Genomic DNA, 14,947 nt, shown 5'->3' with positions numbered 1-14,947 from the left:
GCTATTTTTTCTCGATCCCTCCTTTATGTAATTCTCCTTTGAGTTGGTATATATACCTGTTTTTTCTGCGCTATTATGTTTATCGGTACTTCGATGTTTGATAATAGTAATATCTTAAAAAATAGTTCTTTTGAACTGTTAGCTGAAGGATTTGAAAGACAAAAGGTTGTTAACACAAAAAAGCCGCCAATTAGGCGACTTCTTAAATGGTACATGCTCATCAATTTTCTTCATTTTTATTTCCAGTTTCATTGTGGTTATTTCGAAGACTAGGGTTGAGGGCAACTTTGTGCAGACGGTAACCAATTGTACTGGTTGTTCATAACCCTCACAAGGATAGAGACTATCAGATGTTTAATGAATGAAAAAAACGATTTAGATGCTCGGCAAACAATTTAGGATAAGGTATTAGTTCTAACATCTCTACGAATGATCCTGGCCACCCATGAGTCAGCAACAGTGGTCGCTCGGATGTCCCTTCACCTCAAACGTGCACAAAGTGTATGTCGAAGCCGTCCACCTGTTCAATAAACTGTGGGAAACGGTTTAGCCATGCTTCCTGTTCACGCCAAGAGATTGGCGGGGAGCTTTTCACTTACGAGAGAAGGCATCTGAAGCTCAGCCCATTAGGGAGAGAATTAATACCTCTAGCAGAAGATCTACTGGCTACTCATGACCAGATTAGAAATATACGAAGCAACCAGGAGGTTAAAGGCGTTGTAAGGGTGGCTGCACCAGAGTCTTTAACGATGATTTCTAGATTAAGTCCGATTATTAGGGAGTTCTCTTTAAAATATCCTCATGTCAAATTCATCCTTACCAACGGTACATGTGAACAAAACCAGGTTGACTTAATTAGTGGACGTGTAGATGTGGCTTTGATGGTCTACCCGGAAATACATCCGGAAAAATGCATTCATTATTCTTTGGTCAAGGAGAACATTGTCCTGGTGTGCAACAATGACGGTCCAGACCATTTTGATGAATACAAGCGAGAGAACACCAACCATTGTTTTATTACGAATGAAGAAGGCATTTTAGATAAAGACCAAGAACGCTCAATACCTGACTACGGGTATGTATTGGTGGAGATAATAGCATTAGCTTCCCTATTTCAGAACTGTAGTAATTTCAGTTCCACACCAAGGAGACTTAAGAACCATGAAAATTGTAATTTTATATTTCATCTTGGCTTTGTTAGCATTGTCGATGACCATCTTAATCGATTTACTATCAGGAATGAGCCTATTTGAAGCATTTCACTCTATCCGGGCGGCCTTCGCCAACACAGCCATACCAGAGGTAATTGTCATGGTGTTTTTTCTATTTCTTCCTTTTGTTAATGTCATTACAGCAGCTGTACGGAAAAGGAGTCTGAGGAAATAACTAAGCTCAACGCTTATCGCTTATCGCAATAGCCCTAATCTTTTGCGTACCCGGTGGACAACGAACAACAGAATGGGAATGGCCGTGAATAGAACAGACAGGATATAGCGCAAAAAGAATGCTCCCTCTTCCAAATGCCTTGGATAATTCTCCGCACTGATCAGCGAACCAAACAGAACAACAACACCAACAGGAATGGCCAGTCTTCGGGTATCTTGTACTTTGAATAAGTCCGCAGTCACAGCTATGACGGCGTAACAATAGAGGGTCATTTTAAAGAATACTCCTATAATTAAAGTTAAAATAACAAGAGCATCCAACCGTTGGATAAAATTTGCCAGGTTAACCAGTGTTATCGTAGTGTACATGGGAAAGGTACTTCTCTCATATATATTTTTTCCAAGTACTGAAATTTCGATAGCATGTGTAGAACAAAGCAGGATGCCGCTTAATACGATAGCCGCAATCCCTGTTTTTCGGGACTGACAAGATTTTTGCAGATGAGGGAAAATTGTAGTCATGCAGATCAGCTCGCCAAAAGGGAAAGTTAAAATATTGGGAAAAGCCGACCTAAGAGCCTGCTTCCAATCCACAGCATGCAGCGGAAACAGATTTTTAAAATCAACCAGCCCCGCAGCAATCACGACAAAAAAACATATGAAACCCATGAAAAAAATAACTATCAGATAAATTTCTGACGTTCTAAAAAACACTTCAATCCCCTTATTCAGAATATATATGACAGCAGTGACCATAATGGCATTGATTATGAATACCGGCGTTTGGTCATAGGAAGCAGCGATCAGCAGGTCACCGGATTCGCGCAAGATTCTGGACCCATTAAACACTAAAACAGGAATGTACAGAAAACTCAATGGCCACCCAATAGTTTTACCCAGGATTTTTTGGGTATATCCGCTGATGATCAGATTAGGATATTGACAGTACAAATCATGAAATATCAGATACAAAAGCACTCCCCCAGGCAAAGCTAGAAGGATCGATAACCATATAGTATGTCCAGTTTCAAGCCCGATGGGAATCACAATGGCCGTTCCTAATTCAAATAAAATAATCATGGCAAACAATTGATTTGTACCAATAACTTCTTTTTTCATCACTTCTGCTCCGCTTCCTTTTAGTTAAATTGATCCTTATTCATGTACGGCTTTAACCTCATTCCTGTCCCTCGGATATAAGCCTCTACACGAATGTCCAGCTTGCCTTGGGCAAACAAGGAGTCCCACTGCTCTTTTACTGCTTCCCACTCCTTCGGACGGAGACGTTTCAGTTCATTGCCAAAACCAAAAATGTCACTTTTTAACCGCTGAGCTGCTTGTATGGACTGGATTACTTCTTCTTTCGTATGCTTGGCCAATTGCTCTTCCAACTTCATGATCTCAACCGCACTACTGAAGTCTACAAATCCCCGTGTTTCGTTCACTTTTCCTTCCTCTTGAATGTGAACATGAAAAACGGGTATCCCCTCCTGAAGCTCCACGTTTATATCCGTTTTGGAATAATTTATATGGACTGCGACCGATGCTTCCATATTTTCTGTATCAATGTTGACTATGGTTTGATCTATCTTGTTCTGGACCCATAATGTACCCTTGGCCTCGGAGCCTTCCAGCCACGCTGTTAGTTTCCCTTTTTTGAACACTCCAAGCCCATTTATTGAGAGAATAGCCTTCACTTCCGTCTGTTCCAGACTTGCTTTCTTCTTGCCTTCTTCCCTGTCTCCGATAATTCGGATGCCACTAATAGCCACTTCTCCTTCCCCAGTGATTTCATTAATTAATTCAAAAATATTGATATTCTTGTTTTCTCCCCATATTTTCGCCGTGTTTTTAGCTTTCTTGACCATGCCTATCGCAGGCAGACTCTCTATAGGTAGCAGGATTTTCAAAGCAGCATTAGCATCAACACCTCTTGAAACCAGAACAGTAGAGTTCAACCTAAGCTCGTGAGACCTTTCAAACACATCAAAAATCTCATTTATTCCACTTCTGGCGAACGCTTCCCCGATAACAACAAGCTGCGTGTGGGCAAAAAACAACTGTCTTGCTGTCTTTTTTGATGTTTTGCGAAATGCGCCAAATAAAGTCCTGTCCGTCGTAGAATAGACCGTAGTGGTAGATTGTCCTGTATTTGCGCCCGTACTTGTGGCCGTCGACGAAGGATTCACAATTTGAAAAGTGACCTCATATTCCTCTTTATCTGGGGCTTTATCGATTCCAATGCCGGTTACGATCGCCAGTTCATTTAGTTCCCGTCTGTTCCAGCAACTTGTCAGCAGCATAATTATAAGGATACAAAGTATGATTCGCAGCAGCCCTTTATCCTTCATTCGGCTTGCCCCCCTCTTTACCTAATACGTTTATTGTGCTTTTTCTGACTGATTAAGCGCGGTCGGGTCTTCATGAATTGGAAGGGTAATCGGAAGAAGGCATCATGCTGATTCTGGGCTATAAACGGACCCATAGGAGACATATATGGAACCCCCAAGGAGCTTAGACTACACATATGCGCAATCATTATAAAGCTAAATACACACACGCCGTAGAGCCCCATAAATGCCGCTATGAACATAATGACGAATCGAAGAATTCGCACCGAAAGAGCCATATTGAACGCCGGGGTGGCAAGACTGGAAATACCTGTGAGAGAGACAGCGATGACTATGGCTGGAGTAACAATGCCTGCCTGCACCGCTGCCTGCCCAATTACCAACCCTCCGATAATCGATACTGTCTGTCCAATTGGGCTTGGCATTCGAACGCCAGCTTCACGGATAATCTCAAACGTCACTTCAAGCAGGAGTATCTCAATAAAAGTAGGGAAGGGTACATTTTCTCTCTGGGAGGCCAGATTAATCAACAGCGGGGTCGGGATCATTTCCTGATGAAAGTTCAGAGCTGCCACAAACAGACCGGGGCCTAACAAAGAAATCGCCAGACACATAAATCTCAATAACCGGATCAAGGATGAGATGTCATATCGCTGGTAGTAATCTTCAACTGCATGAAAAAACATAAAAAAGGTAGTAGGCGCAATCAGCACGAAGGGCGTTCCATCAACAAAAATGGCAATTCGCCCCTCCAGCAGATTACCTGCTACACTGTCCGGACGCTCGGTATTATAGAGTGTTGGAAAAGGTGAATATTTGTTTTCTTCAATTAGCTGCTCTATGTACCCTGATTCCAGAATGGAATCAATATGGATACCCTGTAACTTTTGCTTTAGGTTCTGTATCGTCGATTCTTTTGCGATGCCGTTTATGTACATGATAGCCACATCGGTTTGTGTAACAGCACCGATTTTCATCGTTTCAATCCATAGATTGACGTTTTTTATTCTCCGGCGGACCAGGGAGAGATTTGTCCCAATGGATTCCGTAAAACTTTCTTTGGAACCGCGGATGGCTACCTGGGTAGAAGCCTCTGTGACCGCTCTGACCTCGCCCCCGCTGGTGTTCCCGCTAATAGCTTTGGCCATTCCATCCACTAGAATTATCGTATTTCCAGATAAAATGGCTTCAAAAAGCTCCTTCCAGTCATTAAGTACTTTTTCTTCACCGATACTCAAGGCTTTGTCTTTCATAAATTGATAAATTCCGCTTACCGATTTGACTTCCGGACCTCCCCAGTTGGGAGTGTCAAAGGCCATAATGTGCGTAATAAACTCATCGACGATGTTTTTATCATTTAAACCGTTGAGATATACAGCAGCCACCTCTATATGTGAAGTTACCAGCTCAAATTTACGAATAATAATATCAGGGCTGTTTCCAAGCCGGGACCTGATTTCCTTCAAGTTGTTTGCTAAATTCATGGAGATCAAGGGGTCTTCATTACTGGGCATCATCTACACCTCCTGCCCATACTATTTGCTGTCCAAACCTGTTTTATGCAGTATATGGGAATTTTATTATCGGTAATCAGGCCGCTGCTAGATTTTTACTCCTGTATGCCAAAAAGATTACAGTATGTTCACCTTTAATACTCTGAAATATGCTGAAAGAAAAAGAGAGTAGCTGAGAACAAAAATCAAAACTTGTATCGTTACCGTACTTCCTCACCCTCAACATTACAAAAATTGACATTTCGAATGAAAATAAGTAGTATAATTAGAAAGATTTATATAAAAAAAGGAACCCTTTCCTCATTCCCCTCTATTCAAATTCCTATTTCTATCTATCCTATTTTAAGGAGTGAAAATGCTATGCGCGTACGAATGGTAAAAGCGAATACAAGGAATGTAATCGGTAGCTATTGCAAATGGATCGCGGCTGGGATGATTGTAACTCTCACGGGATGCTCGCTTGCATCCGCCGCTCCTTCACCCTCACTCTCATCCCCAAGTAAAACTAGTGAATCTACCTCCTCCCTGGTTACATTTCAATTGCAAGAGGCTACGATTGCTCAGATGCAGGACGCGATGAAGTCAGGAGCACTGTCGAGTGTCGAGCTCACAGCCATGTACCTCAACCGGGTATACGCCTATGATTCTAGTGGCATTCGGCTGAATTCAATCCCTGTTCTAAATCCCAATGTGCTAAAAGAAGCTGCTCAGGCTGATCAGCTAAGGGCACAGGGGATTAATACCGGGCCTCTGCAAGGCATCCCCTACACAGTTAAAGACAGTTACAAGGTTAAAGGACTCACTGTTGCTTCTGGATCTCCGGCTTTTAAAAACCTGATGGCAAAAGATGATGCCTTTACTGTAGAGAAGATACGCAAATCCGGTGGAGTGCTAATTGGTAAAACCAACATGCCGCCAATGGCAGCAGGAGGAATGCAAAGAGGCGTTTATGGCCGTGCTGAAAGTCCGTACAATCCAAATTATTTGGCTGCAGCCTGGTACTCTGGCTCCTCTAACGGATCTGGCGTGTCAACAGCCGCCAACCTTGCTGCCTTTGGTATGGGGGAAGAAACAGTATCTTCTGGAAGATCACCAGCATCTAACAATGGTTTAATTGCCTACACGCCATCGCGGGGCTTAATCTCCATTCGGGGGAATTGGCCGCTTTTTCCTATACGGGATGTCGTGGTCCCACATACAAGGACTGTCGAGGACATGCTCCGCTTGCTTGACGTGATTGTTGTAGAGGATAAAATCACAAAAGGTGATTTCTGGCGAGAACAGAAAGCCGTTCGCCTCCCTTCTGTCAACAGTGTTCGTCCCAATTCCTATCTAGAGCTGCGAGATACTCAAGCTTTGAAAGGCAAACGAATCGGTGTTCCGAAAATCTATATCGGTAAGGACCATGAAACCACAACTCCGATTAAATTCAGACCTTCAATACAAGCATTATGGGAAAAAGCTGTAAAGGATTTAACAGCTCTTGGAGCTGAAGTTGTGGAAGTTGACTTCCCTTTGCAAGTGAACAGCGAGAAGGACCGACCAACAGCGAAAACACCTGAAGAACGTGGTTTGATGCCGGCAAAATGGAGTGAAAAGGAATTCGGGCTGCTTAATCCTTATGCAGCTGAGGAATTCCTTAAAAGTGTGGGCGATCCGAATTTCCCGTCATGGGCTAATATCGACCCTGCAACTGTCTTCCCGAATCCGCCCGGTTCGGTAGATGCCAAACGTGGCAGAGACCTTGGTCACTATGACGTATTCATTGAAACCATAAAGAAAGGCGTCACCCCTTTCGAACAAATTCCTCAGTTTCATGAAGGGTTGCGGGGGCTGGAAAATGTACGAAAGATAGATTTTGAAAATTGGATGAAGCAAAACAACCTTGATTTTATTGCTTTCCCGGCCAATTCGAATATTGGCAAGGCTGATTCTGATGTGAATGAAACGTCTTATGAGGAGGCTTGGGAGAATGGCAACTATTTCTCCAATACGAATTTCCTTCTACGCGAGTACGGGATCCCAAGTGTGTCTGTGAGTATGGGCGCAATGAAGGATACGGGTATGCCCGTCAATCTGACGATGGCAGGTGCCGCATATAGCGATAATGACCTGCTTCGATACGCTTATTCCTATGAGCAGGCAACCAAAAACCGTCCTATTGCAACACGCACGCCAGCGCTTGAGGATGAAACCTTTTCCTATAACCCGCAAACTGCTCTTCCACCCTCTAAACGCAAGGAAACAGGAGCCCCTGCACTTAAGTTGAATGCTTCGGTCAAAAACGATGTTCTCGCTTTGGAAGGTTCAGTCACAGATCAAAGCGAAATCGCGCAGCTCAAAGTTTATGTCAATGGCATGCGTGTCGCTATTACAGAAGATAAAGCTAATTGGTCAGCAGCGCTCCCAACTACTAAATTCAAGCAGGGTGGCGCCTCCCAAGCCGATACACTGCATATTCTCGTGCTGGCGAAGGATATTTACGGAAATACCGCAGCTCAAATCAAGTCTGTCACTTTACCCCAATGACGAAGGACATCATGGTCTTAGCAACGGGATCATTGAGCTGGGCAGGCTGGAGGTTGGTCAGATGAAGCTGTAACTTCCAGCTCTTTGAATTAAATATTTAAATTAGCAAGCTCCCTCGCTGCTTTCGCAGTATAGGGAGTTTTTCTTCAAATCCCATCATTATTCAGCTTACCTGCTTCAGTCCAACCGCTGAACTGAGTACTATCGCAATGAATAAAATTCTCGTGGTATTACGCGGTTCACCATAAAGGATCATATCCAGTATGGCCCCGACCAAAGCTCCAATACCAGTTTTTGATAACGCTGCAAATGTAGTGCGGAACTAAAGCAGTAATGAAAAAAAAGCCTGAGATCATACTGCATACAGCAGTTTTTCTCCCAGGCTCTTATCCCTCCGTGACACAGTACAACGACTGTGAGTTTTCTCTTGGACCAGCCGATATGACATCGCAGAACCCTAGAAAATCTTTTTAAATTCAATTATAGTATTAATGTTTTGGTCATTATGAAATCAATCTGTTCTTCATCCCCCATATAAAAAGAGTGTGCACCCGTTTGAACAAACCCCATTTTCTCATAAAAAGCAATGGCATTTTCATTTTTTTCCCATACACCGAGCCAAACCTTCTTTTTATGATGTCCCAGTGCAATTTCGATAGCTTTATTTAACAGATGCTTACCCAGCCCATGTTTTTGAAATTTGTTTTTAATATAAATCCTCTCCACTTCGAGTGACTCATCACCCATTTTTTCGGATTGGGCATCATTTATATTGATCTTCAAATATCCGGCAAGCTCTTCATTGAAATAGATGAAAAAGATTTCTGAAGAGACATTAGCCAATTCCTTATCCAGCTGTTTCAAGTTAAATGCTCTTTCCAGATAGGCTTGCATATTTTCAGGTGAATTTTGATCTTCAAAAGTATCGTTGAATGTTTCAATGCTTATTTCTTGGAGTAATTGTACATCTTCACAGCTGCATTTGATCATTTTCACATTCATTATAACTATATCGCTCCTTCATATAAATCAATTAATAATTTCTTTTGTTCCCTTTTTTCACAAATTCCCATTCATCACTTATATTTTTTCTTACTCTTTGAAGAAGAGTAAAAATAGTGTTTACTTCACTTTCCGAAAATCCCGCTAATGCAACTTGATCCGAATAATCATGTTCTCTTTTTATGAAAGGATAAACACTGTTTCCTTTTTCTGTTGGAAAGAGTTTATTAATTTTTTTGTTATGCTGATCCTCTTTCTTTTCAATAAAACCATTAATTACAAGTTTTTGGATAGCGCGAGATGCTGTTGTTCGATCTACTTTTATCATCTCAGCTAACTTTTCTTGAATAATTCCTGGGTTTTCACATATTCGTACAAGGTATAAATACTGTCCTTTTGTAAGGTCATATTCTTTGAATTCAATATTACTGATAGAATCTAATGCCCTTGCTATCATTCCAATTTCACGAAGTACTTCCTTCATAATGAACTCCTTTGCCCCTATTTTGTTGCAAATGCAATAAACATAGTATATATTTAATCTACCCTAATTTTGTTGCATTTGCAACTTGAAATTATAATAAAGAGGTCGAGTAAAGTGAAATATGTTTTTTTTGTAATAGGAATTTTTATATTATCCCTTGGTATTTCTTTCACTATACAATCAGACCTTGGGACATCACCTTTTGATGCACTATTGGTAGGACTATCCACAAATGTGGGGCTTACTGTAGGAAGTTGGGAAATCATAATGGCTTTAATCTTGATCTGTTGTAATTCACTTTTAAAAAGACAAAGACCAGAAGTTTTGGGGTTGTTAACAGCATTTATAACGGGGATTGGTATTGATATGTGGCTTTTTTTATTGCAGGATTTAATAACACCTGAACTATGGTACAGCAAAGTTGTTTGTTTTGGAATTGGTTTAGTTATTGTGGGATTAGGAACTGCAACCTATTTACAGACAAACTTTGCACCCATTCCAGTTGACCGATTAACCATAATCATACAAGAATTAACTGGAAAAAATCTATTTTTTTCGAGAACATTCATTTACCTTATCTTCTTGATCATAGCATTCATTTTAAATGGACCCATTGGCATTGGAACTTTGTTAACTGTTTGTTTAGGGGGGGTAATACTCAATTATTTCATGCCCCTCACTGGAAAAGTATTAGACCGCATATTAACACACTCTGGTACATCACCAAATCATGATAAAGATAAAAAGCATTCAATGTAGAATGCTTTTTATCTTTCTTATTCAACTGACCTGATCTGAAGGCATAATATCATTATATTAATTTCAATACAGAATCTTTGTTTTCAGTTTTAAGTTTCTCTAAAAGAATTGGTACAGTTATTTGTCTCTTAATTGGTACTTTAATTGTGTCTAATTCATTTTTATAATGTGTTTGTATTTTGAAGGTCAATTCATAAAGGAGTGTAACTTTATGTTCCACGGATTATCTGCTTTTCCACTCACCCCGGTGAATGAGACAGGCATTGACGAAAAAGCATTTGTAGCACTGATTCAACGATTAGTTGCAGCTGGTGTAGACTCAATTGGGGCATTGGGTTCAACTGGAAATTATGCATATCTTAATCGAGAAGAACGTTTCCGGGTTCTTCAACTTGCTGTCCACTCAGCAGACGGGATTCCCGTGATGACAAGTATAAGTGCGATTCGTACCTTAGAAGTACTTCGATTAGCGGAAGATGCACAAAAAGCAGGAGCAAGTGCAGTGCTGCTAGCCCCTATCTCCTATCAAGCACTAACGAATGAAGAAGTATTTTCACTCTATGAACAGGTAACCCGTTCACTCTCCATTCCACTTTGTGTCTATGATAATCCAGGTACCTCCCATTTTCATTTCAGTGACGAATTGCACGGCCGAATTGCTGAGTTACCTCATGTTGGTTCTATTAAGATTCCCGGAGTACCTACTGATCCCGAAGCAGCCAAGACACGCATCAAAAAACTACGAGAGTCGATTCCTCCCCATGTAACTATAGGAGTAAGTGGAGATTCATTTGCAGTCACCGGCTTGAATGCAGGTTGTGAAGCATGGTACTCCGTTCTCGCTGGTTTGTTTCCAAAGGCATGTCTAAAAATAACCCGATTGGCCCAGGACGGTTTTGCTGACGAAGCAGAACGACTCTCGACACTACTTGAACCTATTTGGACGTTATTTCATCAGTATGGTAGCCTTCGTGTTGTTTCAGCAGCAGCAGAAATAAGTGGCTTAATCTCAAGCCCCAGTCTTCCTTTGCCCTTACAACCATTGAATCAATCAGCTAGAGAACACTTGAAACTTATACTAAAGAATCTTCAGGAATGAATTGTTTCTTTTACTATTTATCAAAAAAAGAGCGGAATCTCAACATGTATCTAGATTCCGCTCTTTCAGCATGGAGACGCTGCTTTAGCTTAGGACTGTTTTCTTATCGAATCCGTCCAGAGAGCATCCACAGGCGGTAATTCGCTCCCTTGTGTCATATATATCCGGTCGACTCTGAGTTGTGACTTTCGAGCTAAGATCGAAAACAGGTGAACACCACTGGGCAATTCCAATTCCGACAGTAAACACCAATAGTACACTTGAGCGGTGTTATACGTATGCAGTGTGCCCTTGCCCAGTTGTTCGGATAACGGTCTTACTACGCCGTCCAGCGATAAGTAGCATGAATCGGATTGGTCGTTATGATGTCGAACCAAAATCCAAATATGGTAAAGACCTGAATTCGTGATGTTTATTTTGTAATGCATCGCTGGAGCAATATCCGGGTTATCCCACTGCCTTCCAGGCTCAGAGACATGCATGGCGAAACCTGTCCTTCCATTGGTTTCTGCCTGTAAGTGGCTCCAATGAATAGCAGTACCGTCTTTACTGGACGTGAGATATGCATTTTCAGAGTTTTCCAACGCATATTCGGCTTCGATCGCAACGATGCCGTTCGATTCGATAAACATACCCGCACCAAATTCTTTTATAACATCCTTTGTACCATCAGCATCACAAATGTTTGCATAGCGTTTATCACCTAACGTGGTCTGCGGAACATCAAAACATTTCAAGAAGATTTCATCGATGGTGGCGTAAAAATCTCTTGTGGCATAAAGGACGACGGGAAGAGGTACTTCATGCTCTCCCGTTTCGTAAAATTGATTACATAATTGTTCGACTTCATTCCAATTCACAGTAGAACTTTCCAGTCCATGATCGGTAACCAGCCTATGATGATGCTCACTGGAAATCGGTCCTAAATTGCTCGTTTTTTGCTCTTTCGTATATATCACGAACTTGTTGATAGTGACATAAGGATCTACCATATAAATTTTTAAGACATGTATACCGGAAGCCAGGTAGGGCAGCTCCACTCTCATTTTCTCACCGTTATTAAAGACGGCTTCCTGCCAAGCCCCCAACCACTCGTCACGAGTCTCTGATTCTACCAGAATGGGTGCTGTATCATCGACTCCAATACCGAAACGAATATTGCCTGTCGAATTTAAAGTAAGAAAACGATGAATCTCTAAGGTAAACTGTCCAGCCTCTTTCAAAAAAATATCGTATCCTAAATATGGATGATTCTTAAGCTCTCCTGCAAGCGGTCGTAGTTCACCGCTCCAGGCCATCATCGCGGCTCCCTCATACCTTGCCATCCCCGGTATGGCCACCCAACCGGACTTATCGGTCGAATCTACACCGGGAACATTATGGTCGTAGGAGGCTGCTGGGATAGACACATGCCCGTCTGCCTCTATATGTCCGTAAAACGTTTCAGGAACATTTACACCTTTCTCAACTTGCACCTTTATTGGAACAGATGTCATATCTTTATGGTTTCGGACGGTCAGTTGCGCAGTCTTTCCCGCATGCTTATACGGATCGATGACCGAGACAAGAATTCTTTTCTCCGTTTGGATCGATCCTTCACTTTCGGAAAGAATGATCCAATCTGCGTCTTCCATTACCTCAATCGTGAATGGAATGGTTCCGTTCCCCTGGTTTCCAATCTCGAACCATTTTTGTTTCTGACCATGGATGGAAAAGCGCAGCGTTGTTTCTTCATTCCAAAGATCGATTCTCATGCCACCTTGAGCAATTTTCAATGCGGGCTTTCGCGCAGGATACAAGGCGGTAGGCGGTGGTGGAAAGCTTTCTGGTGTGAGGATTCCGTTCCACTTGCCTTCACTCATTTTTGCGTTATAGAAATGAAGCATTCTTCGTTTATAGTCCGCCATTTTTACCGAAAGCTCCACATATAGGTCAGCAGCCTGCATGTTTCCGCGCTCATAAGAAAGCGTGCTTCTGTCGGCAAAATAAAACTCATGGTTGGTATAATACGATGCGTGAATTTTCATGAGAAACATCTGGAAAAATGCAACCCGCTCCTGCACCGGAAGGCTGTACATTATGGCATTGCCTCGACGAAAAACATCCTCCAACCGCATTAATCTACGCCCTGCTTCATCACCTAATACAGTTTGTGAAAATACATTGGATTGCATATGTTCGATCTTTCGTACGTTAGTGACCTGTGCAAATGTTTCGTATATTTCCGCAGCTTCAGGTCCGTGATTGCCGGAAAAATTGGCGTTTATCCAAGATTCGACGAATTTGGATGCATTCTTGGTCATTCCTTCTTCTTTGCCGGCTTCCCAGCCAGATCGCAAAAAGAATTCCATATCCTGTTCAAGGGGCTTCAACCCGCCAACATTCAGAATCCACAATTTCCGGATTCCCGATTCATACGATTTTTTCAATTCATTCCCTGTATGGGCCAATGGAATTGAATTGATAAAAAGATAACTCATCGCCGTTCCTGGAGCTGCCCAGTAAGAACTGTGATAATACAAACCGTTGCCTCCACTGCGTTGACGCTCCTTCTCATTCGGATATCGGCGCATATGCCCAAAGTTGTCGTTTGCCCAAATGAGGGTCACACCTTCAGGTAGATCAAGACCTCGGTCATATAGCTCTAATACTTCTTTGTACGGGATAAATGTCTGTAATGAAGCATTTTCTTTTGACTCGCCGATCACGTCCTTGAGAATTTGCTTTTGATCCTGTATGACCTTTCCTAAAAGAGAACTCTTGGCTTTTGCCCGTTCTTCCTTAGACATGGAATTATCATCATCAATGGACTGCGTATGAAATCCAGAGTCATGGATTCCACGCATGCCAACCGTATAACACACTTCGTAATTTTTATTCTTCTCGACACTTTCCCGCCAATATTCCTGTAGAATTTCGCGATTTCGACCTTCGATGGAATAATCGTATGAGGCGTCGTCATAACCCTTGGCTGCGAGCCATGGCTCCCATTCATTCTGGTTGCTGCGAAGCAACATATCGCAATGCGACGTGCCTACTACAATCCCCATTCTTTCCGCGAGGGCTCCATTTTCGGGATTCTCATTAAAATAATTCACATGCATGGCAGGCCAAATGAAATTGGCTTTCAGACGAAGTAAAAGTTCAAAAATAGATTGATACGCGTCAGGTCCGATTGTGCCATCTTGAGTATGAATCTTGGCCCAGTCATCAAGCTCTTCCTCATCATTCAGGAAAATTCCCCGGTACTGAACCGCTGGCCAATCTGCTTTGGAGAGGTCCAAAGGCAAACAAAATACATCGCAGGTTTTCACCGGTACGTCCGCCCAGTAATACCACGGAGACACACCCATCGCCTCGCACAGGTCATAGATTCCGAAGATGGTACCGCGCCTGTCGGTTCCTATGATATATAACACACCGTCAATGACTTCCTGAAGAAACGCTTCCCACCGATACGAGCCATCCTCCAGCATCAGTTTTTTCAGCGATACCCCTTTATCTTGCAGATAAGCGAGTAACGGCTCATTGTCTGTGATCGTGCCGATCACGATGCTGCTTTGGTCCATTTCTTTTGCTCGCACTAGCTTACAACCGCAAACCCAATCAATATCTCGCATAAGATTGCAAAAAGCAAGATGCACCGCGCTGTTTTCCGTTTCGGAAACAAAAACAGGCACCTCGTGATTTCTTTTCAACAGTTCAAATTCATTCTGGGTTCCTTGGTGTGATTTCAAGTGTCTAACCTCCTCGTGTGCTCCATTCGGAAGAAAATCTGGTAGCTAAACTATACCTGAATACCAAGCAATAATCTTTTAATATGT

At 42.2% G+C, this 14,947-nt stretch carries 10 protein-coding genes, 1 pseudogene and 1 riboswitch; of the genes and pseudogenes, 4 read left to right on the top strand and 7 right to left on the bottom strand.

From position 1 onward, the window contains the following. The first annotated feature begins 527 nt into the window (after positions 1–527). Entirely contained in the window at positions 528–1,253 is a 726-nt protein-coding gene (locus tag MKX36_RS11705; protein WP_390904932.1) for a LysR family transcriptional regulator, read from the top strand. A gap of 153 nt (positions 1,254–1,406) precedes the next feature. Here the strand turns inward: MKX36_RS11705 and MKX36_RS11700 are convergent, their stop codons facing one another. Genes MKX36_RS11700 through MKX36_RS11690 form a run of 3 tightly spaced genes read right to left on the bottom strand, consistent with a single transcriptional unit; the run spans position 1,407 to position 5,253 of the window. Beyond that, positions 1,407–2,504 (bottom strand): GerAB/ArcD/ProY family transporter, encoded by a 1,098-nt coding sequence (locus tag MKX36_RS11700; protein WP_031463540.1) that lies wholly within the window; start codon positions 2,502–2,504, stop codon positions 1,407–1,409. 20 nt (positions 2,505–2,524) lie between these two features. After that, positions 2,525–3,736: a Ger(x)C family spore germination protein gene (locus MKX36_RS11695; protein ID WP_249507470.1), complete on the bottom strand. Its 1,212-nt coding sequence runs from the start codon at positions 3,734–3,736 to the stop codon at positions 2,525–2,527. Positions 3,737–3,753: 17 nt separating this feature from the next. Then, positions 3,754–5,253: a spore germination protein gene (locus tag MKX36_RS11690; protein WP_225164881.1), complete on the bottom strand. Its 1,500-nt coding sequence runs from the start codon at positions 5,251–5,253 to the stop codon at positions 3,754–3,756. A 357-nt stretch (positions 5,254–5,610) separates the two neighbouring features. Here MKX36_RS11690 and MKX36_RS11685 point away from each other — a divergent pair, with 357 nt between their 5' ends. Further along, positions 5,611–7,779, top strand: a complete 2,169-nt coding sequence (locus MKX36_RS11685; protein ID WP_340864710.1) for an amidase — start codon at positions 5,611–5,613, stop codon at positions 7,777–7,779. 163 nt (positions 7,780–7,942) lie between these two features. Here the strand turns inward: MKX36_RS11685 and MKX36_RS11680 are convergent. The 3 genes and pseudogenes from MKX36_RS11680 to MKX36_RS11670 form a co-directional block, all read right to left on the bottom strand. Continuing rightward, positions 7,943–8,071 (bottom strand): annotated as a pseudogene (locus tag MKX36_RS11680) (QacE family quaternary ammonium compound efflux SMR transporter); the annotation flags it as partial. A gap of 81 nt (positions 8,072–8,152) precedes the next feature. Next, positions 8,153–8,251, bottom strand: a riboswitch (guanidine-I (ykkC/yxkD leader). A gap of 8 nt (positions 8,252–8,259) precedes the next feature. Then, positions 8,260–8,781 (bottom strand): GNAT family N-acetyltransferase, encoded by a 522-nt coding sequence (locus tag MKX36_RS11675; RefSeq protein ID WP_340864709.1) that lies wholly within the window; start codon positions 8,779–8,781, stop codon positions 8,260–8,262. Positions 8,782–8,812: 31 nt separating this feature from the next. Continuing rightward, positions 8,813–9,265 carry a MarR family winged helix-turn-helix transcriptional regulator gene (locus MKX36_RS11670; protein WP_017426905.1) on the bottom strand — a complete coding sequence of 151 codons (453 nt, stop codon included), beginning with the start codon at positions 9,263–9,265 and terminating at the stop codon, positions 8,813–8,815. 114 nt (positions 9,266–9,379) lie between these two features. Between MKX36_RS11670 and MKX36_RS11665 the strand changes: the two genes are divergently transcribed. Together MKX36_RS11665 and MKX36_RS11660 are read left to right on the top strand one after the other, a co-directional pair. Continuing rightward, the gene (locus MKX36_RS11665) at positions 9,380–10,024 is read left to right on the top strand and encodes a YczE/YyaS/YitT family protein (RefSeq protein ID WP_016818794.1); all 645 of its coding nucleotides are present in this window, start codon (positions 9,380–9,382) and stop codon (positions 10,022–10,024) included. 211 nt (positions 10,025–10,235) lie between these two features. Next, positions 10,236–11,123 carry a dihydrodipicolinate synthase family protein gene (locus tag MKX36_RS11660; protein ID WP_016818793.1) on the top strand — a complete coding sequence of 296 codons (888 nt, stop codon included), beginning with the start codon at positions 10,236–10,238 and terminating at the stop codon, positions 11,121–11,123. A gap of 89 nt (positions 11,124–11,212) precedes the next feature. Here the strand turns inward: MKX36_RS11660 and MKX36_RS11655 are convergent, their stop codons facing one another. Next, positions 11,213–14,860: a glycosyl hydrolase 115 family protein gene (locus MKX36_RS11655; RefSeq protein WP_340864708.1), complete on the bottom strand. Its 3,648-nt coding sequence runs from the start codon at positions 14,858–14,860 to the stop codon at positions 11,213–11,215. Positions 14,861–14,947: the final 87 nt, after the last annotated feature.

The organism is Paenibacillus sp. FSL W8-0439 (genome assembly GCF_038008995.1).
In the GTDB taxonomy this organism is placed as follows: domain Bacteria; phylum Bacillota; class Bacilli; order Paenibacillales; family Paenibacillaceae; genus Paenibacillus; species Paenibacillus polymyxa.
Note: the sequence above shows the minus strand (reverse complement) of the source record. Positions and strands in the feature narration are given on the sequence as shown.